The 25,386-nt window shown below is 70.7% G+C and carries 19 protein-coding genes and 1 pseudogene; 12 read left to right on the top strand and 8 right to left on the bottom strand.

Annotated elements, in window-relative coordinates; translation table 11 throughout:
* Positions 1 to 20: 20 nt before the first annotated feature.
* From ACGFYQ_RS21635 to ACGFYQ_RS21610, 6 genes are read left to right on the top strand one after another with little or no spacing between them, the layout of a single operon-like run.
* Entirely contained in the window at positions 21 to 848 is an 828-nt protein-coding gene (locus ACGFYQ_RS21635) for an alpha/beta fold hydrolase (RefSeq protein WP_393746221.1), read from the top strand.
* Positions 849 to 883: 35 nt separating this feature from the next.
* Positions 884 to 1,837, top strand: coding sequence for an alpha/beta hydrolase (locus ACGFYQ_RS21630; RefSeq protein ID WP_393746219.1), 954 nt, complete (start codon positions 884 to 886; stop codon positions 1,835 to 1,837).
* Positions 1,834 to 3,720 (top strand): amidohydrolase, encoded by a 1,887-nt coding sequence (locus ACGFYQ_RS21625; RefSeq protein ID WP_393746217.1) that lies wholly within the window; start codon positions 1,834 to 1,836, stop codon positions 3,718 to 3,720. Before ACGFYQ_RS21630 ends, ACGFYQ_RS21625 begins: the two co-directional genes overlap by 4 nt.
* A 16-nt stretch (positions 3,721 to 3,736) precedes the next feature.
* Complete coding sequence (locus ACGFYQ_RS21620) at positions 3,737 to 4,477, top strand: acetate uptake transporter family protein (RefSeq protein WP_393746215.1); 741 nt, start codon at positions 3,737 to 3,739, stop codon at positions 4,475 to 4,477.
* 44 nt (positions 4,478 to 4,521) lie between these two features.
* Positions 4,522 to 4,836 (top strand): GNAT family N-acetyltransferase, encoded by a 315-nt coding sequence (locus ACGFYQ_RS21615; protein ID WP_393746545.1) that lies wholly within the window; start codon positions 4,522 to 4,524, stop codon positions 4,834 to 4,836.
* A gap of 53 nt (positions 4,837 to 4,889) precedes the next feature.
* A complete protein-coding gene (locus tag ACGFYQ_RS21610; protein WP_393746213.1) occupies positions 4,890 to 5,615 on the top strand; it encodes an alpha/beta fold hydrolase in 726 nt (241 codons plus the stop codon).
* Positions 5,616 to 5,730: 115 nt separating this feature from the next.
* Here ACGFYQ_RS21610 and ACGFYQ_RS21605 read toward each other — a convergent pair whose 3' ends face one another.
* The 3 genes from ACGFYQ_RS21605 to ACGFYQ_RS21595 all read right to left on the bottom strand — a co-directional run bounded on the left by ACGFYQ_RS21605 (position 5,731) and on the right by ACGFYQ_RS21595 (position 10,969).
* Complete coding sequence (locus ACGFYQ_RS21605; protein WP_393746211.1) at positions 5,731 to 6,690, bottom strand: helix-turn-helix domain-containing protein; 960 nt, start codon at positions 6,688 to 6,690, stop codon at positions 5,731 to 5,733.
* Positions 6,691 to 7,086: 396 nt separating this feature from the next.
* Positions 7,087 to 8,073, bottom strand: coding sequence for an alpha/beta hydrolase (locus tag ACGFYQ_RS21600; RefSeq protein ID WP_393746209.1), 987 nt, complete (start codon positions 8,071 to 8,073; stop codon positions 7,087 to 7,089).
* 58 nt (positions 8,074 to 8,131) lie between these two features.
* Complete coding sequence (locus ACGFYQ_RS21595) at positions 8,132 to 10,969, bottom strand: AAA family ATPase (protein WP_393746207.1); 2,838 nt, start codon at positions 10,967 to 10,969, stop codon at positions 8,132 to 8,134.
* 206 nt (positions 10,970 to 11,175) lie between these two features.
* On the opposite strand from ACGFYQ_RS21595, the gene ACGFYQ_RS21590 reads away from it, so the two are divergent.
* From ACGFYQ_RS21590 to ACGFYQ_RS21565, 6 genes are all read left to right on the top strand, one after another.
* Positions 11,176 to 13,956 (top strand): AAA family ATPase, encoded by a 2,781-nt coding sequence (locus ACGFYQ_RS21590; protein WP_393746205.1) that lies wholly within the window; start codon positions 11,176 to 11,178, stop codon positions 13,954 to 13,956.
* 171 nt (positions 13,957 to 14,127) lie between these two features.
* Entirely contained in the window at positions 14,128 to 14,964 is an 837-nt protein-coding gene (locus ACGFYQ_RS21585; protein WP_393746203.1) for an alpha/beta fold hydrolase, read from the top strand.
* A gap of 161 nt (positions 14,965 to 15,125) precedes the next feature.
* Positions 15,126 to 16,223, top strand: coding sequence for an LLM class flavin-dependent oxidoreductase (locus tag ACGFYQ_RS21580; RefSeq protein WP_393746201.1), 1,098 nt, complete (start codon positions 15,126 to 15,128; stop codon positions 16,221 to 16,223).
* Complete coding sequence (locus tag ACGFYQ_RS21575) at positions 16,220 to 16,834, top strand: FMN reductase (protein ID WP_393746199.1); 615 nt, start codon at positions 16,220 to 16,222, stop codon at positions 16,832 to 16,834. Before ACGFYQ_RS21580 ends, ACGFYQ_RS21575 begins: the two co-directional genes overlap by 4 nt.
* A gap of 663 nt (positions 16,835 to 17,497) precedes the next feature.
* Positions 17,498 to 19,012: a DHA2 family efflux MFS transporter permease subunit gene (locus ACGFYQ_RS21570; RefSeq protein WP_393746197.1), complete on the top strand. Its 1,515-nt coding sequence runs from the start codon at positions 17,498 to 17,500 to the stop codon at positions 19,010 to 19,012.
* A 289-nt stretch (positions 19,013 to 19,301) separates the two neighbouring features.
* Positions 19,302 to 19,985, top strand: coding sequence for a hypothetical protein (locus ACGFYQ_RS21565; protein WP_393746195.1), 684 nt, complete (start codon positions 19,302 to 19,304; stop codon positions 19,983 to 19,985).
* Between the two features lie 19 nt (positions 19,986 to 20,004).
* On the opposite strand, the gene ACGFYQ_RS21560 is transcribed toward ACGFYQ_RS21565, so the two are convergent.
* The 5 genes and pseudogenes from ACGFYQ_RS21560 to ACGFYQ_RS21540 all read right to left on the bottom strand — a co-directional run bounded on the left by ACGFYQ_RS21560 (position 20,005) and on the right by ACGFYQ_RS21540 (position 25,336).
* Entirely contained in the window at positions 20,005 to 21,120 is a 1,116-nt protein-coding gene (locus ACGFYQ_RS21560; RefSeq protein WP_393746193.1) for an AI-2E family transporter, read from the bottom strand.
* Positions 21,121 to 21,270: 150 nt separating this feature from the next.
* Positions 21,271 to 22,779, bottom strand: coding sequence for a DUF4246 domain-containing protein (locus ACGFYQ_RS21555; protein ID WP_393746191.1), 1,509 nt, complete (start codon positions 22,777 to 22,779; stop codon positions 21,271 to 21,273).
* Between the two features lie 142 nt (positions 22,780 to 22,921).
* Positions 22,922 to 23,053: pseudogene (locus ACGFYQ_RS21550) on the bottom strand (aldehyde dehydrogenase family protein); the annotation flags it as partial.
* An 87-nt stretch (positions 23,054 to 23,140) separates the two neighbouring features.
* A complete protein-coding gene (locus ACGFYQ_RS21545) occupies positions 23,141 to 23,518 on the bottom strand; it encodes an FKBP-type peptidyl-prolyl cis-trans isomerase (RefSeq protein ID WP_393746189.1) in 378 nt (125 codons plus the stop codon).
* Positions 23,519 to 23,812: 294 nt separating this feature from the next.
* Entirely contained in the window at positions 23,813 to 25,336 is a 1,524-nt protein-coding gene (locus ACGFYQ_RS21540) for an aldehyde dehydrogenase family protein (RefSeq protein ID WP_393746187.1), read from the bottom strand.
* Positions 25,337 to 25,386 lie beyond the last annotated feature (50 nt).

Below are 25,386 nucleotides of genomic sequence, written 5' to 3'. Positions count from 1 at the left end.
CACCCGACAAGGAACCGCACATGCTTCCCACGAAGCGCGCCCTCACGCTCGCCCTCGCCCTGCCCGCGACGCTGGCCTCCCTGATCGGCGCCGCACCCGCGAGCAGCTCGCCCGCCGCCGACACCGACCGGCACGCTCCCAAGCCCACCATCGTCCTCGTGCACGGGGCGTTCGCCGACGCCTCCAGCTGGAGCGGCACGATCAGGCGACTGCGCCGCGCGGGCTATCCCGTCGTCGCCACCGCCAACCCGTTGCGCGGTCTCTCCGACGACACCGCCTACCTCCGCGGAGTGCTCGCCGGCGTCGACGGCCCCGTCGTCCTGGTCGGGCACTCGTACGGCGGCGCCGTCATCAGCGGCGCCGCCGCGGGCGACAGCCGCGTGAAGGCCCTCGTCTACATCGCCGCCTTCACCCCGGACAAGGGCGAGAGCGCTGCCCAGCTGGCTGCCAAGTTCCCCGGCTCCACCCTCGGCGAGACGGTGAACCCGCAGCCGTACCCGCTGCCCGGCGGCGGCACCGGCACCGAACTCGTCATCGACCAGGCCGAGTACCACCGCCAGTTCGCCGCCGACGTCCCCGCCGCCGACGCGGCGGTCATGGCCACGACCCAGCGCCCGGTCTCCACCCTCGCGCTCGAGGAGACGGCCCAGGACGCGGCGTGGAAGACGATCCCGTCATGGGCGCTGATCGCCACCGCCGACAAGAACATCCCGCCGGCGGCCGAGCGGTGGATGGCCCGGCGCGCCGGCTCGCACACCACCGAGGTGGACGCGTCGCACGCCGTGGCCGTCTCCCGCCCGACCGTGGTCACCGACGTGATCCTCGACGCCGCGCGCGCCACCCGCTGAGCACCCGCCCGTACGTCCCAAGAAGGAGAACCCTCATGCCGAACACCCCGACCCTCGAACCCGCCGCCCAGGCATTCGCCGACGCCACCGCCCAGCCGCCGTTCCTCTACCAGATCCCCGTGGCGGACGGCCGCAAGGCCGTGGACGACGTCCAGAGCGGTGAAGGTGTCCCGTTGCCCGCCGTCGACGAGGAATGGGTCACCGTCCACGGTGGTCCCACCGGCGACGTCCGCACCCGGATCGTCCGCCCCCGCGGCGCGACCGGCCTGCTCCCCGTCATCCTCTACATCCACGGTGCCGGCTGGGTCTTCGGCAACGCCCACACGCACGACCGGCTCGTCCGCGAACTCGCCGTCGGCACCGGGGCGGCCGTCGTCTTCCCCGAGTACGACCTCTCGCCCGAAGCCCGCTACCCCGTCGCCATCGAGCAGAACTACAGCGTCGCCCAGTGGATCGCCCGCGAGGGACACCACAAGGACCTCGACGGCACTCGGATCGCCGTCGCGGGCGACTCGGTCGGCGGCAACATGACCGCCGCCCTCACCCTCATGGCGAAGCAGCGCGGCGACGTTCGCTTCACCCACCAGGTCCTCTTCTACCCGGTCACCGACGCCGGCTTCGACACCGACTCGTACCACGCCTTCGCCGAGGGCTACTTCCTGCGCCGCGACGCCATGAAGTGGTTCTGGGACCAGTACACGACCGAGGAGGCCGAGCGCGCGCAGATCACCGCCTCGCCGCTGCGCGCCACCACCGAGCAGCTCACCGGTCTGCCGCCCGCCCTGGTCATCACCGCCGAGGCCGACGTCCTGCGCGACGAGGGCGAGGCGTACGCGGCGAAGCTCCGCGCCGCCGGAGTCCCCGTCACCGCCCTGCGCGTCCAGGGAGCCATCCACGACTTCGTCCTGCTGAACGCACTGCGCGAGACGCAGGCCGCCGAACTCGCCATCGGCGTCGCCACCGACACCCTGCACAAGGCCCTCGCATGACCGGGCCGTCGACCAGCATGCCGGTGGCGGGCCTCGTTCCCGCCCCGCGGCGGGAACACGCGCAGGCCGATCTCCTCGTCCGCAACGCGAAGGTGTTCACCGGTGACCCCGACCGCCCCGAGGCCCGCGCCGTCGCGATCCGCGACGGCCGGGTCGCGGCCCTCGGCGACGACCACGACCTCGCCCACCTCGTCGGGCCGGGAACCAGAGTCGTCGACGCCCTCGGCCGCCGGGTGATCCCCGGGTTGAACGACTCGCACCTGCACGTCATCAGGGGCGGCCTGAACTACGTCCTGGAACTGCGCTGGGACGGCGTGCGCAGCCTCCGCCACGCGCTGGCCATGCTGCGCGAGCAGGCCGGCCGGACCCCCAAGGGGCAGTGGATCCGCGTCGTCGGCGGCTGGACCGCCGAACAGTTCGCCGAGCGCAGGATGCCGACCGTCGCCGAGCTGAACGCCGCCGCCCCCGACACCCCGGTCTTCGTCCTGCACCTGTACCAGTCCGCCCTGATGAACCGGGCCGCTGTGCGGGCCGCCGGATTCACCCGCGACACCCCCGACCCGCGCGGCGGCCAGATCGTACGGGGCCGGGACGGCGAACCCAACGGCGTCCTCCTCGCGGCGCCGAGCGCGCTCATCCTGTACTCGACGCTGGCCAAGGCGCCGCCCCTCGACGAGGCGGACAAGCGGACATCGACACGACACTTCCTGCGCGAGTTGAACCGCTTCGGGCTGACCTCCGCGGTCGACGCCGCTGGCGGGTTCCAGAACTTTCCCGACAACTACGCCACGGTCGTCGACCTCGCCAGGTCGGGGGAGCTGTCCCTGCGGATCGCCTACCACCTGTTCCCGCAGACGGCCGGTCAGGAGCTCGCCGACCTGAAGCGCTGGACCGAAATGGTCAGGCCCGAGGACGGGGACGAGTGGCTCCGCCTGAACGGCGCCGGCGAGAATCTGACCTGGGCCGCCGCCGACTTCGAGAACTTCTCCGAACCCCGTCCCGAGCTCGCCGAGGGGTACGAGGCCGAGTTCGAGCAGGCCGTCCGGCTCCTGATGGAGAACGGCTGGGGCTTCCGGCTCCACGCGACCTACGACCAGACGATCCGCCGCGACCTGTCCGTCTTCGAAAAGCTCGCGGCGGAAGGACTCTTCCCCGGCGGCAACCGCTGGCTCTTCGACCACGCGGAGACCGTCTCGGCCGACAGCCTGGACCGGATCGCGGCCCTCGGCGGCGCCCTGTCCGTCCAGAACCGCATGTCCTTCCAGGGCACCGCCTTCCGCGACCGCTACGGTGCCGAGGCCGCCGCCCACACCCCGCCGGTCCGGGCCATGCTCGACCGCGCCCTGACCGTCGCCGCGGGAACCGACGCCACCCGCGTCTCCTCGTACAACCCGTGGGTCGCGCTCCACTGGCTGGTGACCGGGCGCACCGTCGGCGGCACGGCGCTCTACCCGGCCGGGAACCTGATCGACCGGGCGACCGCTCTCGACCTCTACACCCGTGGGGGAGCCCGGCTCACCGGCGAGCAGGACATCAAGGGAAGCCTGCGGGAAGGCTGGTACGGCGACCTCGCGATCCTGTCCGACGACTTCCTGACCGTGCCCGAGGACGTCATCCCCGAGATCGAGTCCGTGCTCACCGTCGTCGGCGGCCGCGTCGTCTACGCGAGCGCGGAGTACGAGGGACTCGACGAGGCCGTCCCGCCGGTCAGCCCGGAGTGGAGCCCGGTGGCCCACTTCGGCGGCTACCAGAGCGGTGCCCGCCAGGCGACGCTCGTGGCCGAGGCCGTCGCCGAGTCCGAGCAGCACCGCCGGTGGCGCGTCGCCCGAGGCTCCACTCCCGAGACGCCTCCGCCGTTCCTCGACCCCTGCTTCGAGCACTGAACGAGAGATCCCCACGATGAGTACAGACTCCGCCTCCGCCGGCGGCGCCGACGACGGGCCGTCCGGCCGACCGGACGCTCCCCCGGGACGCCGCTTCGAACCGGACCTCCGGTCGATGACCCGCATCAACCTGCGCCCCATCGCCTCACCGATGCCGCTGGGCTTCTTCACGGTGGCGATCGCCTCCGTGATGACGGGATGCATGCAGCTCGGGCTCTTCGAGGCCGAGGCTCGCGGCGCCGTCGCCCTGTGCGTACTGCCCGCCTTCGCCCTGCAGTTCCTGGTGAGCATCCTGGCCTTCGGTGCCCGTGACGTGATCGCGGCGACGCTCATGGCCGTCTTCGCCGGCAGCTGGCTGGCCTACGCACTCGTCATGTTCAGCGGCGCGGCCGACGGCCTTCGGGTGCTGGGCGTGTTCAATCTGGCGCTCCTCTGCTTCGGGGCGCTGATGACCGCCGTGACCCGGCCCAAGCGCGCGCTGTGGCTCGTCCTGGTGGTCTCCCTGCCCCGCTGGGCGGCCACCGGTCTGTCGGGTCTCACCGGCGCCGAATGGCTCACGCGCACGTCCGGGGTCCTCGGCCTCCTGGTGGCGCTCGTCGCGATGTACGCGGCGTTCGCCCTGATGTTGGAGGACATGCGCAGCGAGGAAGTCCTGCCCATCGGCCGCAGTGGCCCCGCCCACGCCGCCGTGGAGGGTGACCTCGCGGTCCAGCTCCGGAACCTCGAACGCCAGGCGGGCGTGCGCCGCACGCTCTGAACACCCACATGCCGACCCACGATTTCCACAACCGCACAGCACCCATGGAACCGCAGGTGGTGGACCGCCCCGAGAAGTCCCGGTACGAGATCCTCGCCGGTGACGACGGCACCGAGACCGCGGGCTTCGCCGAGTACTTCCTCTCGGAGGACGAGATCGCCTTCATCCACACCGAGACCGGTCCCCGCTTCGCCGGCCGGGGCCTGGGCGGGCTGCTCGCCCAGGGAGCCCTCGACGACGCCCGCGCCCGCGGGCTGCACGTCCTGCCGTACTGCCCCTTCATCCGGGGGTGGATCGGCAAGCACCCCGAGTACGCCGACCTGGTGCCCGAGGCGCGCCGCGCACGGTTCGGCCTCTGAAGCACGACGATTCCGCCTTCCACACCGCTACCCACGCACCGAGGAGTTCCCACATGTCCCGATCCGTCCGCCCCACCGTCGTGCTGGTCCACGGCGCCTTCGCCGACGCCTCCAGCTACGCCCGTGTCATCCCCGAACTGACCGCCGCCGGCCTGGAGGTGGTGGCTCCGGCGGTGCCCAACCGCAGCCTCGTCGACGACGCCGCGTACATCGCCTCGGTGATACGTGCCGTCGACGGCCCCGTGATCCTCGTGGGGCACTCCTACGGCGGCGCCGTCATCACCCTCGCAGGCACGGAGGACAACGTCCGTGCACTGGTCTACCTGGCCGGATACGCCTTGGAGGAGGGCGAGAGCCTGGGCGAGCTGCAGGGTCGCTTCCCCGACTCCGGCCTCGCCGACGCGCTCGTCCACACGCCGTTCCCCGTGGCGGGGTCCGACGAGACCGGCACCGACGTCTCGGTGGAGGTCGGGAAGTTCCCCGCCCTGTTCGCCGCGGACGTCGACCCCGAGCTCGCCGCCGTGCTCGCCGTCTCCCAGCGGCCCCTGGCCGCACGGGCCTTCAGCGAGGCGGCGCCGGTCGCGGCGTGGAAGAGCAAGCCGTCATGGGGCCTGGTCGCCTCCTCCGACCGGACCATCAACCCCGATGTGGAGCGCTACGGCTACGAGCGCGCCGGCATGACCACTGTCGAGGTCGACTCCTCGCACCTGGTCATGCTCGCCCAGCCGAAGGCCGTGGCCGAACTGATCCAGGACGCGGTCCGCTCCACCGCCCACTGACCCGCGCCCCGGCCCGGAGCCCGTGCCGATCCCACCCCCCCGGGGCGGGGTCGGCACGCCCGCGCGAGGCAGTCGGCCGGTCGGTACGGTGACGCCGGGCGAGAACCGCCTCGGTTCACGCGTGACGCGTGCTCGACTGCCATTCCCGGGGCGACATCCCGTACGCGGTGCGAAAGGCGCGACTGAAGTGGGACGGGTTCACGAAGCCCCAGCGCTGGGCCACCGCGGAGACGGCGGGTGCGGTCCTCGACTGGCTGGACAGCTCCCGTCGGCACCTCTCCAGGCGCTCGCGATGGATCCAACGGCTCACCGTGGTCCCGTCCGACTGGAAGAGCTTGTGTAGATACCGGACGGACATGTGGTGCGCGCACGCGATCATCTCCGGAGAGAGACCTGGATCGGCCAGGTGTCGCAGGATGTACTCCTTGATGCGGGCCAGCATCCCGCGGGCCAGTTCCGACGCGTGGGGGTTCAGCAGTCCCTGCCGCTCGCGCACCAGCACCGTCAGCAGATCGACGGCGGTCATCGCGAGTTGCCGGCCTGTGTACGGGTCGAATCCGGCCGCCCGGTCCGCCAGACGCTGAAGATGGCCGGCGACCACTCCGGACGTGCCGCAGTGGCTGTCGAAGACGGTCCCTGTGATCGCCCGCAGTTCGGTGTCCGTCACGGCCAGCACCTCCTTCGGCATCCGGATCGACGTGAATCGGTAGATGTCCGGCTGTTCCCTGCCGTAGGGCCGACCGGCGTCGGAGCAGGTGAAAGTGCCCGGGCGGACCAGGGCCTGGCGCCCGTCCTGGGTGAGCCGCCCGGTTCCCTGGTGCTGGAGCGTGATGGTCAGGTACTCCCCTCCGCCCCTGGAGATCAGGGAGGCATGGCGCGACACGCTCGCCGGGCCGCCCTCGACCACCGAGATCTGGAGGGGGCCGAGTGTGTCGATGGTGATCGTCCCCACCGCGGGCTCGCGCTCGCGCAGCGTGACGTCCATGGGAACCAACGTGTCGGAGACAATGCTCTGCCAGTAGTCGGCCCGCTCGGACGGGGGGAGCGGCAGAATGGAGAGTACGACGGACATCATGACCCCTCGTCATGGTCGTGCTGACGCTCCCTGGAGAGCGCCGGAACAGCGGAACGTGCGCCGGCGACCGGTGCGAAGCCCGTTCTCGCGTGGCTCGGGGACGCCGCGGACCGACGGCGGAGGGGCGGGCTGTGTGAGGGCGGTGGTGCGACGAGGACGTCATACGACGACCGGGCGCGACGGCTGTGCCTCACACGAGGCTCACGGGACCTCCGACGGGGATGCGACTGTCTCCTGCGTCCAGTCTCGGACCGCCTGCCGTCGCTGCCATCAGTCACCCGACTGGTGCTCTGTCCGGTACTCCCGCTCAGGTTCCTGCGACGGCGCGCCGGGCCGGTCCCCGCCGGGCGCGTCGGCAGGGACGCGCCTGGCGCCCCCGGCCGCCCGCGGCCGCCCTCACCTCAGGCGAGCGCGCAGGAACCTGCCGCCGAGTCGCACCGCCGCACGTGTCGACGGGCTGTTGCGCAGAGCGGTCAACGACACGAAGTCGTGGACCGTGCCGTGGAATCGTGCCGCGGTCGCGGCGACACCGGCCCGGCGCAGCCGGGCCGCGTACTCCTCCGCTTCGTCCCGGGTGACGTCGGCCTCCGCCGTCACGACCAGCGCCGGCGGCAGCCCCGCCAGCGCGGCCGTACTCGCGCGCAGCGGGGCCGCGGTCGGCTCGTCCCGCCGGCGGGGATCGACCACGTACTCCCGCCAGTAGGACCGGACGGCATCCCGGGTGAGCGGATATCCCGTGGCGAAGAGCCGTTGCGACGGGCTGTCACAACGGGCGTCGGTCAGTGGGTAGTACAGCAGCTGGGCCCGGATTTCCGGACCCCCGCGCTCCCGCGCCAGCAGCGTGAGCGCCGTGGCGAGGGTGGCCCCGGCGCAGTCGCCGGCGACCGCGAGCCGGTCGGTGTCGAGTCCGAGCGGTTCGGCCTGTCCGACCGTCCAGGTCAGCAGGGCGTAGCACTCTTCGAGGGCGACCGGATAGCGACTCTCGGGCGTGCGGCTGTACTCGGGAACGACGGCCGCGACACCGGCTTCGCGCACCAGCTCGCTGACGAGCCATGCGTGCGTCTGCGCGTCGCCCAGCATCCAGCGGCCCCCGTGGAGGTAGAGCATGGTCGGGGGCCGGCCCGTGACACCGGTCGGCCGGAAGACCCAGAAGCCCACCAGACCGGTCGGCCCCACGGGCGCCGCATGGAAGGTGGCGTCCACGTCGAAGTCTTCGATCCGATCGCCCTGGGCCTCTTGCAACGCCTGGCGCGCGGTCTCCGGTTCCAGCTCGTGGAGGAAGGGCGGTGTCGTCGAGGCGTCGACGAGCCGCTGCACCAGAGGATCGAGGATCACCGGCCGCGGCTGCTCGGCGCGCGCCTCCCGGTCAGGCTCCGGCCGCATTCGTTCCGCCTCTCGCTCGGGCCCCTCTGGGTGGTGGTGGGTGGTGGTCGTTCGCACGTCAGACGTCGTGCAGGAGGTCCCGAAGTTGATGGCGGCTGCTGATGCCGAGCTTGGGATAGACGTTGTAGAGGTGCGAGCCCACCGTACGCGGCGACAGGAACAGCCGATCGCCGATCTCGCGGTTCGACAGGCCGACCGCGGCGAGCCGCGCTATCTGTTGCTGCTGGGCGGTCAGCTCGGTCAGCCGCTCGGCCGAGGTGGAAGCGGAGGCGTCGGCGACCCCCGTCGCGCGCAGCTCGCCGCGGGCCGCGTCCGCGAGCGCCCGGGCATCGAGCCGGGCCGCCACCTCGAGGACCGCGGTCAGCTGGGCGCGGGCCTCCAGAGGCCTACGGCGCCTGCGTAGCCAGATCGCGTAGTGCAGACGGGCCTGTGCCCGTTCCATCGGCCAGGTGTCGCCCTCGGGGTTGACCAGAGCCAGCCGGAAGTGGTGCTCGGGGTCCGCTACCTCGTCGACAAGCGCCGTCGCGTGGTGCATCAGGAGCGTCACGCGGGTGGTCGGCCGCTCGCCCAGGCCCGCCCGCACCGCGCCGAGGACGCGTGCCGCCTCCTCCTTCCGGCCGACGCGCTGTGCGGCGGCGGCCAGTTCGCCGACGGAGCGCGGAGACAGGAAGGGGACGAGCGGCGATCCGTCTTCGCCGAACAGGGACCTGAAGTGGCGGAACGCGCGCTCGGCGTCCCCCAGGGCCAGCGCGTGGAGGCCACTGGCGCGCAGCATTCTGGCCCGAGTGGCGCGGTTCTCGCCGAGGTTGACGGAGCGCCAGTGGGGGCTGGTGAACGGAATGTCCGGCAGCCCGTCGCCGCGCAGTGCCCGCAGAGTCGCCTCCAGCGCCTCGAGGTCCATGTCGACACAGGGCAACCGGTGGACGACCGCGTCGGAGCGCCCCTTTTCGATCAGGGCCTGGGCCTGCGGCCATCGGCCCATGGCGATGAGGGCGTCCACGTGGTTCGGAAGCGTCCACACCCGCGAGCCCCACGCCCCGCGGGCGCCGTGCAGGGTGCTCGCCTGCCGGTACATCTCGGCGCACTGCTCCGACTCATCGGTGTAGTACGCCACCGAGGCGTGGGCCAGCAGCCGGGTCGGTGGAGTCGGTCCGTCCAGCGGTTCGGACGGCGGGACGGGCACCCGGCGGGGCGTGCCGCCGCCGTGGGCATCGGCATCGAGACCGACCGACACATAGGCTTCCAGGGCCGCCAGGACTCCGGGCCCGGTGAGCCTGGGGACCTCGCACGGGCCCACGGGTCCGGAGCGTCCGGTGGGTGTGACGCTTCCGGAGATCTCGGCATGGTCGTCGCCCGACCCGGATGTCGCCCGGGCCAGCCGGCGTGCGTGGTCGAGCAGGCGCGGCAACTCCGTGCGGTGCTCCGGCAGACCGGACTGATGGGTGATCGCCGCCGCGAGCGCCGTGAGCGCGAAAGAGGTGGTGGCGGTACGCGGGGGAGCGTGCCGCCACATGTCCAGCAGGAGCCCGAAGGCTTCCCGCTGGAACGAGAGCAGCGACAGCGCGGCGGCCATGGCACAGGCCGCGTCGCATCGCAGGTCCGGGTCGGCGCCGACCCGGGAGAACTCCGCGTACAGGTCGCGGACCCACTCCGGATCCCCGAGAGTGCTCGCCGCCGTCATGGCCGCGGCGAGGCGGCGGGCCCGGTCCACGTCGTTCCCGCTGAGCCGTGCCGCCTGCTCCAGTGCCTTCGCCGAGGCGAAGTGGTCTCCCGAGCGCGCGGCGTGAACGGCGGTCGCCCGCTCCAGGGGCGAAGCGACCTCCTCGTCGGGGCCGATCGCGGCAGCGGCCAGATGCCAGGCCCGGTACGCCGTGCTCTGGCCCACCGCCGCCGCCAGGTCCCGGTGGGCCCGTTGCCGAAGCTTCGCGGGCTGCCGGTGGAAAGCCGCCGCACGCACCAGCGGGTGACCGAACGCGAGACGGCCGTCGGCGATGCCGATCAGGCCGGCCTCCTCCGCCGGGGTCCACACGGTGAGGTCGTCGGTGCCCAAGGCGGCCATCACGATGCGGAGTTCCTCCTCCCGCAGCGCGGCCGAGGCGTAGAGCAACGCGCGCTGCGTGTCCTCCGGGAGAACGTCCAGAACCGACGCGTACACCGGCGGGGCCGAGGCCGGCCCGGCACCGACGCGGGATGCCCGGTGCAGGTCGACGATCGCGAGCGGATTACCCTCCGCCTGCCGGAGCAGGTCCAGCCGGAGCCGCCCCCGAGGCGCGTCGGGCCGCGCGTCCAGCAGCCGGGCTGCTGCCCCGGGGGACAACGGCCCGAGCCTCAGGACGGGAAGATCCGCCGGGACTCCGGGCGGGGGACCTTCGCCGCGTGCGGTGAACAGCATGGTCACCGCCTGGTCGGTGAGCTGCCGCCGTACGGAGAACAAGACATCCAAGGAGGCGTCGTCGCAGTCCTGGGCGTCGTCCACCGCCACCAGCAGCGGGTTCGTCCGGGCGACGCGGGTCAGGAGTGCCAGCGTGACGGCGCCCAGCACACGTCGCTCCTGCGGCCCGGCTCCCGAGCCCGGCTCGAATGCGGTACGCAGCACCGACCACCAGTCCTTCGGAAACATGTCCGGCACGTCCAGCACCGGCAGAAGCAGCCGGTGCAGCGAGGCGAAGGGCGCCGGTTCCTCGCCGCCCCACCCCCGCGCCGACAGGACCCGGGACCCGCGTGCCGCGGCCGACTCCTCGGCGAACCGCAGCAACAGGGACCTGCCGGTGCCGGTCTTCCCGAGTAGGAGCAGACTCCGCGGACCGGAGCGCATGTCCAGGCACCGCAGGATCCGGCCGATCTCCTCCTCACGGCCGATCGGCACAGCCGCGCGTTCCGCTTCGAACTCCGTCATCGCACTCCGACTCCCGGGGCGAGGCGGCTTGTTCCCGCCCCTGCCGAGATGCTGTCAGGAGGGCGGACAGGCCGCTTCTGTCATGTGACCAGTCATGCCGCAAGAGCGCCTGGCAAGATGGCGTCAACGCTGTGAACAGGCATTTCACGGCTGACCCCGCTCCATTGGGCGGTCCGGGGCGGCCGTGGGGGCGGGACGAGGGAGACATGGACGTCGGCGCCGTAGAGGCACGCACGCGGGGCATCCGGGGCAGGGACCGCGAACTGGAGTGGATCGGCAGGCTCGTCGACGCCGCGGACGGCCCCGGCTCGAAGGTGCTCGTGCTGACCGGTCAGCCGGGCGTCGGCAAGAGCACCCTGCTGGACCACGCCGCCGAGGTGGCCGCGGCACGAGGCAGGCGGGTGCTCCGCGTACGTGGCTGCGAGGGGGAGCAGGGCCTCGACTTCGCGGGATTGCACCAACTGCTGCGCCCCGTCCTCCGCGACCTCGACCGGCTGCCGACACGTCAGCGCGACGCCCTGCGGCACGCGTTCGGCACGGACGACGGCGACGGACAGCAGATCCCGGAGCCGCTCGTGATGAGATCCGGCGTGCTCACCCTCCTTTCGGAGGCCGCGACGGAACGGCCCCTGCTCATCGTCGTCGACGACGCCCAATGGCTGGACCTCTGCTCCCTGGACGTGCTGGCGTTCGTCGCCAGGCGTCTCGAGGGCGAACGGATGGCCCTGCTGCTCGCGGCACGGGACGAGTCGGTGCCCGCGCGCTTCGACCGCGACTTCCCCCATCTGCCGACCGGCCCCCTCGACCGGGCGGAGGCGGGCCTTCTGCTGGACGAGCAACCGCGTCCGCCGCGCGGCAAGGCCCGGGCCCAGATCATCGAACAGGCCGCCGGGAACCCGCTCGCACTCATCGAACTCGCTCGGGCGTTCGCCAAGGGACCGGGACTCCAGAGGCCCGGCGCGATCGACGCCCTCCCCCTCACCACCCGGCTCGAGCGGCTGTTCGCAGCCGACCTGCCCGGCCTTCCGCCAGAGACCCGGCATGCGCTGCTCCTGGTGGCAGCCGCCGGCACGGACCGGCTCTCCGACGTCCTGCACGCTGTCCCGGGCCTGGACGATCCCGAGGTCTGGCGGCCCGCCGAGGAGGCAGGGCTCGTGCGGGTCGAGAACGGCGACGTCCGGTTGCGTCATCCGCTGATCCGCTTCGCGATCCACCAGGACGCCTCCTTCGCCGACCGCCGTGAGGCCCATCTGACGCTCGCCGCCGCGCTCGCACACGAACCCGACCGTCGGGCCTGGCACCTAGCCGCGGCCGCGTTCGGGCCGGACCAGGAGGTCGCCGACGCCCTGGCGGAGAGTGCCGAGCGCTCCCGGCGGCGCGGCGGATACGCGGCCGCGGCCACCGCGCTGGAACGAGCGGCCGAACTCACCCCGGACACGGAGCGTCGCGCCGGACGCCTGCTCGCCGCCGCCGTCTCCGCCATGTACGCCGGGTACCCCCAGTGGGTCGGGGAGATCGCGGCCCGGGTGGGCCCCCTGACGCACGATCCAAAGCTGCTCGCCGAGGCCTCTCTGTGCGGAGGCTGGTCGCTGTCCGTCACACTCCGCCATGCGGACGCGCTCGGATTCCTGCTCCCCGTTGCCGAATCCATGGCCACCGCGGCTCCCGCCCTGGCGCTGGACGCGCTGGGAACGGCGGCGACCCCGGCCTACAACTCCGGCGACCCCGCCTACCGCGTCGAACTCCAGCGCGTCGGTGACCTGATCCCCCTGCAGCCGGACCGGAGCGACCGACTGTGGGCGGAGGCGGTCGCCCGCCCCTTCACGGAGCGGGAGAAGGCACTGAAGCGCCTGCGCGACGTGGCGGGCCCGTCGTGGGAAGGGCCGGTCTCGGATCCCACCACCCTCGGCGACCTCACCATGCTCGGCGCCACCGCCTGGATCCTGGACGAGACCGACCTGTCCGTACGTCTTCTCGGCCGGGCCATGGACCACTTCCGCCCGGCCGCCACGGCCGGCACCAACTGCACGGTCACCCAGGCTCTCGCCCTCGCCCTGTTCGACAGCGGAGCATGGACGGCAGCCGGGTCCGCGGCCGAGGACGCCTACTGCCTGGCCGTGGAAGCGGGGGCGGAGAACGTCGCCGTGGGTGCACCGATCCTCCAGGCCACGCTGCGCGCCGTCCGCGGCGACCACACCGGCGCGCGGGAGCGGGCCGCCGAGGCCGTCCGCGGCATCGAGCTGAGAAAGTCCCGCAGTCTGTACGTCCGTCACTGCCAGGCGCTCGGCATGGCGGCGGTCGCCGAAGGCGACCACAGGACGGCGTACGAGCACCTCCGCCGCGTCTTCACGCAGGATTCCCCTCCCGTCCCCGTGCACCACCACGCTTCGCACTACTACCTCGCCGACCTCGCCGCGGCCGCCGTGCGCGTCGGCCGCGCGGACGACGCCCGCGCCGTGCTCCGAGCCGTCGAGGACCTCCTGGGCACGCCCCGTTCCAGCCGTCTGGACGCGATCGTGCACCGTGCCTCGGCCCTGCTGAGCCATTCCGGCGACGCCGAGCCGCACTTCCTCTCGGCGCTCGCCGACCCCGCGGGCGCGCGCTGGCCCTTCGAACGCGCCCTTACGCAGCTGGACTTCGCCGAGTGGCTACGACGCCGCCGACGGGCCGCGGAGGCACGCCCCCTGCTCGCCGCCGCCCTGGAGGTCTTCGAACGGCTGAACGCCCGCCCGTGGATCGAGCGCACCACTGCCGAACTCCGCGCGGCCGGCGTGACCGTGGCGGGCTCCGCCGCCCCGGAGACCGTGGCCGGCCTGACGCCGCAGGAGCTGCAGATCGCCCAACTGGCCGCGGAGGGACTGACGAACCGGGACATCGGCGCCCGGCTCTATCTGTCCCCTCGCACCATCGGCTTCCACCTGCACAAGATCTTCCCGAAGCTCGGCATCACGGGACGCGCCCAATTGCGGGACGCCCTCGGCCCCTGACCTCGAACCGGGCGGGCGAACGGTCAGTGGCCGACCGGGCAGAACGCTGCGCTCACGGGCAAGACGTAGTGCGTGGGGGGACAACAGGCGGCGCTTCCCCGACCGTAGCGTGACGGCGTTCCGTACCGCACAGAGGCGCGGACCAGCCACTTCGCATCGAGGAGACAACCCATGCCGTACATCACCGTGGGCCAGGAGAACACCACCGCCGTCGACCTCTACTACGAGGACCACGGCACGGGGCAGCCGGTCGTCCTCATCCACGGCTTCCCGCTCGACGGCCACTCCTGGGAGCGACAGACCGCCGCGCTGCTCGACGCCGGCTACCGCGTGATCACGTACGACCGCCGCGGATTCGGGCAGTCCTCCCAGCCGACGACCGGCTACGACTACGACACCTTCGCGGCCGACCTGCACACCGTGATGGAGACCCTCGACCTGAACCACGCCGTCCTCGTCGGCTTCTCCATGGGCACCGGCGAGGTCGCCCGCTACGTGTCCGCGTACGGCTCCGCCCGCGTCGCCAAGGTCGCCTTCCTGGCCTCGCTGGAGCCCTGCCTGCTCAAGACCGACGACAACCCGGACGGCGTGGCCCCGAAGGAGTTCTTCGACGGAGTCGTCGCCGCCGTCAAGGCCGACCGCTACGCCTACTACACAGCCTTCTTCAACGACTTCTACAACCTCGACGAGAACCTGGGCACCCGGATAAGCGAGGAAGCGGTCCGCAACAGCTGGAACACCGCGGCCGGCGGCGGCTTCTTCGCCGCGTCCGCCGCACCGTCGACCTGGTACACCGACTTCCGCGCCGACATACCGTCCGTCGACGTGCCCGCCCTGATCCTGCACGGTACGGCCGACCGCATCCTGCCCGCCGAGGGCACCGCGCGCCCCTTCCACAAGGCGCTCCCCTCCGCCGACTACGTCGAGATCGAGGGCGCCCCGCACGGCCTGCTGTGGACCCACGCGGAGGAGGTCAACACCGCCCTCCTCGCCTTCCTGGCGAAGTGACGCCCCGCCCGCCGGTTCACACGGGGTGAGCGCATCGCCGCGCGGCAGCCGGGGGGAACCGGCCCGGCTGCCGCGGTGGGTGGTGCCGAAACCCCGGCGTCACCCCGCCTTCCACGGCCACCGCCGCAGGATCCAGACAGGACCAGGAGAACAGAGACCTCATGCAGTTCGGCATATTCACAGTCGGTGACGTGACCCCCGACCCCACCAACGGCCGTACACCGTCGGAGCACGAGCGCATCAAGGCGATGATCGCCATCGCGCTCAAGGCCGAGGAGGTCGGCCTGGACGTCTTCGCGACCGGCGAGCACCACAACCCGCCGTTCGTCCCGTCGTCCCCGACCACCATGCTCGGCTACATCGCCGCCCGCACCGAGAAGATCATCCTGTCCACCGCCACGACGCTGATCACCACCAACGACCCGGTGAAGATCGCGGAGGACTACGCGATGCTCCAGCACCTGGCCGACGGCCGGGTGGACCTCATGTTGGGGCGCGGCAACACCGGCCCGGTGTACCCGTGGTTCGGGCAGGACATCCGCCAGGGCCTCCAACTCGCCAAGGAGAACTACGCACTGCTGCGCCGGCTGTGGCGCGAGGACGTCGTGGACTGGGCGGGCACGTTCCGCACGCCCCTGCAGGCCTTCACCTCAACACCCCGGCCGCTGGACGGCGTCCCGCCGTTCGTCTGGCACGGATCCATCAGGTCCCCGGAGATCGCGGAGCAGGCCGCGTTCTACGGCGACGGCTTCTTCCACAACAACATCTTCTGGCCGGCCGACCACACCAGGCGCATGGTCCAGCTGTACCGGCGCCGGTACGCCCACCACGGTCACGGCCGTCCGGAGGACGCCATCGTGGGTCTGGGCGGACAGGTCTTCATGCGGAAGAACTCCCAGGACGCCGTACGGGAGTTCCGCCCCTACTTCGACAACGCGCCCGTGTACGGCCACGGCCCGTCCCTGGAGGACTTCACCGAGCAGACCCCGCTGACGGTGGGCTCTCCCCAGCAGGTCATCGAGCGGACCCTGTCCTTCCGGGAGACCGTCGGCGACTACCAGCGCCAGCTCTTCCTGATGGATCACGCGGGGCTTCCCCTGAAGACCGTCCTGGAACAGCTCGACATCCTCGGCGAAGAGGTCGTGCCCGTGCTGCGCAAGGAGTTCGGATACGGACGCCCGGCCGACGTGCCGAACGCGCCGACGCACGCTGCGCGGGTCACCGCCGCCGCGACCCCGCAAGGAGTGATCGCCGCATGAAGCTGATCGCCGTTTCCGCGGGGCTGAGCACCCCCTCCTCCACCCGCTTGCTCGCGGACCGGCTGGCCGAGTCGGTCCACGGCGAACTCGCCGGCCAGGGCCACGCCGTGTCGACCGAGGTCATAGAGCTGCGCGAACTGGCCGGCGACGTCGCCAACCATCTCGTGACCGGCTTTCCACCACCGCGTCTGGCCGCCGCGATCGAGGCGGTGACGGGAGCCGACGGACTGATCGCCGTGACCCCTGTGTTCACGGCTTCCTACAGCGGACTGTTCAAGTCCTTCTTCGACGTGATCGCCCCGGACGCCCTCACCGGGAAGCCGGTCCTGGTCGCGGCGACGGGCGGTACCGCTCGCCACTCCCTGGTCCTGGAGCACGCCATGCGCCCGCTCTTCGCCTACCTGCGCGCCGCCGTCGTTCCCACCGCGGTGTACGCGGCGTCCGAGGACTGGGGATCGGGAGGAGACGAGTACACCGACGGCCTGCCCGCGCGCATCGGGCGGGCGGGCGGCGAGCTGGCCGCGCGCATGGCCGCCCGCCCGCCCCGGGGCGAGCCCGAAGACGAGGTCACCGCCCTCGAACGGCAACTCGCCGACCTGCGCTTCGACTGAGGCCAGACGGTCCTTCAGACTGTTCCGCCGTGCCGCACGCGGAATCGAGTCTCATGCCGTGCGGCCCTGGCCCGCGGTACGGCTGCGCGGCTGACCGGCCGCTGGACGTGCGGATTCCTCTCTTCCCTGGCGTCGTCGGGACGACTGCAGGCGTCCTGACGACGACGATCGGGCAACGGGCCGGCGGGAGATTCGTCCCCTTGTTCGTGCACCCTCGGTAGCCGCTCGTGGGCCAGGAGGGAGGCTTCCCCGCGTACAGGGCGCCGCCGTGGAAGCGTGTGTCGCCGACGCGCTCGGGCAGCGGCAGATGGCCGAGCTCGGCGATGATCAAAGCTTCGGGCCTGCCAAGCAGCGCATGCAGATCTTCCAGCGGCCTTCGAGGGCGGCCTGGTGGCACTTGGCTGGGGGTCCGGCAGTGGGGCCGCATGGGGGCGGCAGTGCGGCCGATGACCCTGGTCCAGGCGACCGGAAGGAAGGGTGTGCTTGCTGCCGGTCGTCGTAGATCTCGGCGCCGGCCTGCTTCAGAAGGCATGTCCTGGCCGTTCCGGGTCGGCAAAATGGTTTGAGCTTGGGCGGCGGCACCGACAGGATCGGGGAAGACCGATGAGTTCTTCCCGGCGCCGCAGTCTGTCAGTGTGACCGCCACGCGCGGAGGACACTCACATGACGGAAGGCACCATGCCCGCACCACACGAAACACCCATCCCCTCGCCCGCCCGCGTCACCGCCGTGCTGCGGATTCTCGTGCTGTCCACGTTCGTCGTCTTCCTCAACGAGACGATCATGGTCAACGCGATCCCGCGGCTCATGCGCGAGTTCGAGGTCACCGCAGCCGCCGCAGGGTGGCTGTCCACGGCCTTCATGCTCACCATGGCCGTCGTCATCCCGGTGACGGGGTGGTTCCTCCAGCGCGTGACGACTCGGACCGCCTTCAGCCTGGCCATGGCGCTGTTCCTCGCCGGCACGGCTCTGGCCGCGGCCGCGCCCGCCTTCCCCGTGCTGCTGGCCGCCCGCGTCATCCAGGCCAGCGGCACCGCCGTCATGATGCCGCTGCTCATGACGACGCTGATGACCCTCGTGCCCGCGCACGACCGCGGTCGTGTCATGGGCAACATCACCCTCGTCATCTCCGTCGCACCCGCCCTCGGCCCTGCGGCCTCCGGTGTGCTGCTGCAGCTGGGGACATGGCGCCTGCTGTTCCTGGCCGTGCTGCCCATCGCCGGAGCCATGGCCGTATTCGGTCGGCGCAATCTGGTCAACATCGGCGAGCCGCAGGCCGGCCCGATCGACTGGTTGTCCGTCCCCCTGGCGGCAGCGGGCTTCGGCGCCCTGGTCTACGGCCTGAGCGGGCTCGGTGCCGGGAACGCAGCCCAGGCCCCCGTGCCCCCGGCGGCCACGACCCTGGCCGGCGCCGTGCTGGTAGGCCTGTTCGTATGGCGGCAGCTGGCACTGCAGCGCTCGTCCACACCGCTGCTGGACCTGCGCGCCCTGACATTTCGTCACTTCTCCGTGGCACTCGGCCTGATGTGCCTGTCTTTCATGGCCCTCATGGGCGCGTTCATCCTGCTGCCGATCTATCTGCAGGAGGTGTGCGGCCTGACCTCACTGCAGACCGGGCTGCTCCTCATCCCCGGCGGCCTGACCATGGGCCTGCTCGGGCCACAGGTCGGCAAGCTCTACGACCGACTCGGCGCACCACGCCTGGTCGTACCCGGAGCCGTACTCACAGCGCTTTGCCTCGCGCTGTTCGCCCTCACAGGCGAAGAGACCTCGCCGTGGTTGGTGCTCGCCCTTTACGTGGCCCTGAGTGCCGGCATGGCGTTCGTCTTCACCCCCGTCTTCACCTCCGGCCTGTCCGTACTGCCGCCGCACCTCTACCCCCACGGCTCCGCCATCCTGGGCTCGCTCCAACAGGTCGCGGCCGCCGCCGGCACCGCCCTGGTCATCAGTGTCATGTCGGGACACGCCGCCACGGCAGCAGCCGATGGCGCCGACACCACCGGCGCCCTCGCCACGGGCATCCGGTGGGGGTTCGGCATCGGCGCCGTGCTCGGCGCCCTGGCCGTGCTGGTCGCGCTGCTGGTCCGCACCCCGCCCGCTCCGCAACAGCCTGCTGCGTCGGAGGCCCAGGACGAAGACGGCACCACGACGAACAAAGGCACCCACACACCCGCCTGACGCCCTGGACGATCGGCCCGGTGCTCGCCGCGACGAAGGGGCAGGGTTCGACTGCGGCCAATGGTTCGTCCGGTAGTACACGGCGACCAGCAGCGCCCGGTCCGCCGGCGGCAGAGCCGGTGCTGCGGCGCCTGCTGCCGCCGGCCAACCCCAGCCTGGAGCCCAGGGCTGTCTGCGGTGCCCTCTTCCCTCGAGCGTACGAGCGCAGGCCATGTGAGTACGCGTACTCACTCCGAGCCCGGTAACCGCACCCATCCGCCGCGCATCCCCGCTCGCATAGTGTCCTCGCATGCCCGACGAGACCGTGCCAAGCGCCGCCACCCCTGACCCGACCCAGTCCAGGGCCTCCTCCTGCCTCCTCGGCGCCCTGGGATGCGGCGGCGCCGCGCTCGTCGGCGTACTCGTTCTGGTCGGCACGCTCGCATGGGGGTCATGGGGGTCGACGGACTTCCCTCGTGTCGCACCCGAGGAGATGGCGAACCGCGCCCTCCAGCGTTCCCAGCAGGCCTACGAGGCCATGGGGTTCAAGCGCACCATAGAACCCGGAGTCGAGGACATCGGCGTCAGCACGGAGAACACGTTCGGCGCCGGCTTCTGTTACGACGGGGGCCTGCTGGGGCTGGAGGACAAGACCGTCGACGGCGCCTACTCGATGAGCCACAACTGGGCACTGGACCACGTGCCGGCGAGCCAGGCGGTCCCCGGCCTCCGCCGACTGCACCAGTTCTTCAAGGACAACGGCTGGAAGGTCACGTCCTACGGCGAAGGCGAGCAGGGCAGGGACTGGGACTTGTTCGTCCAGCGGAACGACGGCGACGAGCGGATGTCCTTCACCTGGTACCCGGACCGGGAGTACTTCACCGGCAGCGCCAGCATGCCCTGCGCCTACGACCCGGAGTGGAAGAACGGCGACGTCGGCCCCGCCGGGGACGACCAGAGGCCACCCGCCTTCGGGCCCGCACAGCGGGACTAGCGGGCGGCCCGCCGTCGGGTCACGACGTGACGGGGACCGGGGTGTGTGCCTCGTCGGGCTCCGGTTCCGGCCTTGCGTCACCGAGCTGCTCACGCAGGTAGTTCCAGAACACCGCGATGAGCGCGGCCAACGGGACGGCGAGCAGACTGCCCACGATGCCGGCCAGGCTGCCGCCGAGCGTCACCGCCAGCAGGACGACGGCCGCGTGCAGGCCGAGTCCGCGACTTTGGATCATGGGCTGGAACACGTTTCCCTCCAACTGCTGTACCACGACGATGATCGCCAGAACGATCAGCGCGTCGGTGACGCCGTTCGACACAAGCGCGATGAGAACCGCGACCAAGCCGGCGAACAGGGCGCCCACGATCGGCACGAACGCGGAGACGAAGGTCAGCACTGCGAGGGGAAGGACCAGGGGGACGTCGAGAATCCACAGACCCAGGCCGATGAACACGGCGTCGAGGAGTCCGACGAGGGCCTGGCTGCGCACGAACGCTCCCAGGGTGTCCCAGCTCCGCTCCGCCACGATCGGGACGTCGACGGCGAGTCGCCCGGGGAGCTGGCGGGTGAGCCACGGCACGAACCGGGGGCCGTCCTTCAGGAAGAAGAACATCAGGAAGAGGGCAAGGAAGGCCGTGACCAGTCCGTTGAATACCGTGCCCACGCCGGTCGCGACCGCGGTGACCATGCTGCCGATGCTGTCCTGGACGCGGGCCATCGCCGTGTCGAAAGCGCCGGAGATCTCGTCGTCGCCGATGTTCAGAGGCGGCCCGGCCGCCCACTCACGCAAGCGCTGGATTCCCTCGACCACGCCCTTGGAAAGCTCCCCGGACTGGGATGCGACCGGCACCGCGATGAGCGCGATGATGCCGGCGACGACCAGCATGAACGAGACGGTGACGACTCCTGCCGCCAACGCGGGAGGCCAGCCGTGCCGCCGCAGGAAACGAGTCGGCGGCCAGGTCAGGGTCGTGAGAAACAGCCCGACGACGAGCGGCCAGACGACCGACCACATGCGACCCACGATCCACAGGGCCACCCCGGCTATCAGCAGGACCAACAACGACTCGGCGGACACGCGAGCCGCCGTGCGCAGAGCGGCGGCGGCTTTCGTGGAACTCAACGTGGCAGACATGGGCCCACCCTACGGACTCCGCACTCCGGCCCGTGCCCGGCACCGGCAGCAGATCCTCCTGCTCCGGACCAGGCCTGTCAGGGAATCCGCGCCATCGTCCAGGCCGTCCACACACCCCCCTGACCTGCACGTATTCCGGATGAGCGGGGTTCAGTGCTCGCAGAGGGAAAATTCTCGTTCGTAGAGCTGCTCGTTGTGTTCGTCGACGAAGAACTTGCGTTCCTGCATGAGTTGTTCGCGGTAGTTCTTTGCCTGTTCGAGCGTCATGGTCGAGGTGTCGGACCATGGTTGTTGCGGTGGTACGTCGGATGTCGAGACGATCCTTTCCGACGGGTCGACCAGGAAGAACGCGAGAATCTTGCGATATCCCGGGCGGGTGGTGTCCGTGAGGCGGAATGAGCCGACGCGGTGTTGCAGGATGTTCGGGAACGCCAGGCAGCGGCCCGCTGGGGTCGATGCCGATCCCAGTATCTGGTTCAGTGCGTCCTCGTCCTCCAGGCCGTAGACCTCACGCAGACCGTTGTCGTCGTTCTGTTCGTAGTTCGGGTCGTCGAGTGCCGCCCGGAAACTCAGCCGGCTTTCGGTGATGTTCTCGCTGTCCCAGTAGTAGATGCCGGTGGAGACGATCCGCTCGTTCATCATCCCCTCGACGTGCCAGGAACCGCCGGGGTACTCGGGCTTGTCCGGGGTGAGATGAATGGTGGCGAGCTTGACGATGACCTGGAGACGGCGACCGCGCAGGTCGACTCGCGCGGATGCATCGGGCAACTCGGGCGGGGTGAAGGCCGGGGCGTCCGGGATGACCGGGCGGCGGTTCTCCCACCAGTCGTCCTGGGCCTGTTCCCACGCGCGAAGGGCTTCCGCGTGGGCCTCATCGTCACTGTAGGAGGATTTGTTCGGATACTCCGGCTCCGAGTCGTACCACCCGTAAGGATCGGCCTCGATCCGCAGCGGCCGGGGGTGGCGCAGATCGGTGAGTACGTTCTCCAGCAGCGGGCGCATGCGCGCGAACAAGTCCGCCAGGGCGGAGACAAGTTCGCGGTGGGTCTCGGGGTGGACGTTGTTGATGTACGAACGGAAGGTGACATCGCCGTCGTCACTGACGCCGACGTCCGTGGGCAGCCACTGGAATTTCTCCGAGAACTCGTACTTCGAGTAGCGGTCCGTCGGGTTCTGCCAGGCCCGCTCGGGCGCGCCGCTCACCTTTCTCACCAGGCAGAACAGTGAGGGATGGACCAGATCCAGTACCTGGCCGTCGGATCCGGGATGCCAGTCCTGTTCTGCTTCGGGGACCTGTTCCAGAACCTGAACCGCCTCGCGCAGCCGGGACCTGAGCTTGTCGTCGACCAGTGTGTCCGACTGCCATACCCCGTCGACGGCGGACACCTCGACGCCGGTTCGTCCGTCCCGCAGCGCGGCGTAATGCTCGAGTTCGGCAAGCACGTAACGAACCTGCGCTTCGGTGAGGCCCTGGGCGACCGCTTCCTGCGTCCACCGGGCGACGATGTCGGCATCGTTCATCTTGTCGAACCACCCCGACTTCGCCCGTATGTGTGAGCTGCACTGCATCATCTCAAGTTCCCGCAGCGTTCGGGGTGTCGCGAACGCCAGGGAACGGGATGCGTGAAACGGCAGCGGGAAAGCAGACAGGCCAGTCAATTCTCTTGGTCCTCCCAGTCGGTGTGCGGTGGCGGGAAGGATACTTCAGCGGACTGACACCCCAGCCGTGGTCCCCGTCATCGACGGACCGGGAGCCAGGGCTTCGACGTGGTCGCGTGATGCCCAGTTCGCGCGAAGACGCTCAGAAGAAGCCGAGCTTCTTCGGCGAGTACGACACGAGCAGATTCTTCGTCTGCTGGTAGTGCTCCAGCATCATCTTGTGGGTTTCGCGGCCGATGCCGGACTGCTTGTAGCCGCCGAAGGCCGCGTGGGCAGAGTTCGACAGAACTCCGTAACCATGGAGGGAGGCTGACCTGGCCTGATGACGGACACAGAGTGGCCGGGGAGAAGCAGGCCTTCTTCAGACTACGGAGAGCAGGTCCACCACGAAGACGAGCGTGGAACCCGCCGGGATCAACGGCGAGGGGGACTGGTTGCCGTAGCCGAGGCGCGGGGGAACGATGATCTCGCGCCGGCCGCCGACCTTCATCCCCCTGAGTCCCCGGTCCCAGCCCTTGATGACCCTGCCACCACCCACGGCGAACTTGAACGGCTGGCCCCGGTCCCAGGAGGCGTCGAACTCCATTCCGGACTCGAAGGTGACCCCGACGTAGTGAACCCGGACAACCCTGCCCGGCTTCGCCTCAGGCCCGTCCCCGACGACGAGGTCCCGGATGGTCAGCTCCTGGGGAGCGTCACCCCCCGGAAGTTCGATCACGGGCTTCGTCAGTTCACTCATCGCAGCCTCATTACTCTCCGCCGGAATCTCTCGTACGGACCAGCCGGGCGCATGGTCACTTCACGCAGTAGATGATCACGCTACCGAGAACGCTGATCGACTGAAGTACATCAGACCCCACGGAGCACGGCGCGGCGTGACCGGGCGTGCTACGTCTTCGGTACGGCGATGGCGAGGCCTGAGCTGAGTCCGCTGAGCCCCCCACGCCACCCGAGCCACGCTGCCCTGGCCCGGGCGAACAGGCTTGGCGATCGCAGCGGAGGGGAGAGTAAGCCGATGTGGCTTCCGAAGACGTTAGAAGAAGCCGAGCTTCTTCGGCGAGTACGACACGAGCAGATTCTTCGTCTGCTGGTAGTGCTCCAGCATCATCTTGTGGGTTTCGCGGCCGATGCCGGACTGCTTGTAGCCGCCGAAGGCCGCGTGCGCCGGGTAGGCGTGGTAGCAGTTCGTCCAGACGCGGCCCGCCTGGATCGCGCGGCCCGCGCGGTAGGCGGTGTTGATGTCACGGGTCCACACGCCGGCGCCCAGGCCGTACGCCGTGTCGTTCGCGATCCGCACCGCGTCGTCGAAGTCCTGGAACGAGGTCACCGACACCACCGGCCCGAAGATCTCCTCCTGGAAGATCCGCATGCGGTTGTCGCCCTCGAAGATGGTCGGCTGGACGTAGAAGCCGCCCGCCAGATCGCCGTCGAGTTCCTGGCGCCGGCCGCCGGTGAGGATCTTCGCGCCCTCCTTCTGGCCGATCTCCACGTACGACAGGACCTTCTGCAGCTGCTCCTCCGAGGCCTGCGCGCCGATCATCGTGTCCGTGTCCAACGGGTGGCCCGGCACGATCAGTTCCGTCCGCGCCACCGCCGCGTCGAGGAAGTCGCCGTACCGGCCCCGCTCGATCAGGGCGCGCGACGGGCTCGTGCACACCTCGCCCTGGTTGAGGGCGAACATGGTGAACCCCTCCAGGGCCTTGTCGCGCAGGTCGTCGTCGGTCGACCAGATGTCGTCGAAGAACAGGTTCGGGCTCTTGCCGCCGAGTTCCAGGGTGACCGGCTTCAGGTGCTCGGCCGCGTACTGCATGATCAGCCGTCCGGTGGCGGTCTCCCCGGTGAAGGCGATCTTCGCCACGCGCGGGCTGGAGGCCAGCGGCTTCCCGGCCTCCTCCCCGAAGCCGTTGACGATGTTCACCACGCCCGGCGGCAGCAGGTCCGCCACCAGGCTCAGCCAGTAGTGCACCGACGCCGGGGTCTGCTCGGCCGGCTTGAGCACCACCGTGTTCCCCGCCGCCAGCGCCGGAGCGAGCTTCCACACCGCCATCAGGATCGGGAAGTTCCACGGGATGATCTGGCCGACCACGCCCAGCGGTTCGTGGAAGTGGTACGCCACCGTGTCGTCGTCGAGCTGGCTCAGGGCCCCCTCCTGCGCGCGCAGGGCTCCCGCGAAGTAGCGGAACTGGTCGACGGCCAGCGGCATGTCGGCCGCCAGGGTCTCCCGTACCGGCTTGCCGTTCTCCCACGTCTCCGCGACCGCGAGCGCCTCCAGGTTCTGCTCCATCCGGTCCGCGATGCGCAGCAGGATCGTGGACCGCTCCGTGACGGAGGTCCGCCCCCAGGAGGGCGCGGCCGCGTGTGCCGCGTCCAGCGCCCGCTCCACGTCCTCCGCCGTACCGCGCGCGACCTCCGTGAAGGTCTGTCCGTTGACGGGGGAGGGGTTCGCGAAGTACTGGCCGCGTGCGGGCTCGACGTACTCGCCGCCGATGAAGTGGCCGTAGCGGGACGCGTACGACATGAGCGCCCCCTCGGTACCGGGCGCAGCGTAACGGGCCATGGTGTCCTCCCTTGCCGGGCGCCGCCCACCGTCGGACAGCGCTCGCCGGG

The organism is Streptomyces sp. NPDC048258, from assembly GCF_043201995.1.
Lineage (GTDB): Bacteria > Actinomycetota > Actinomycetes > Streptomycetales > Streptomycetaceae > Streptomyces.
Note: the sequence above shows the minus strand (reverse complement) of the source record. Positions and strands in the feature narration are given on the sequence as shown.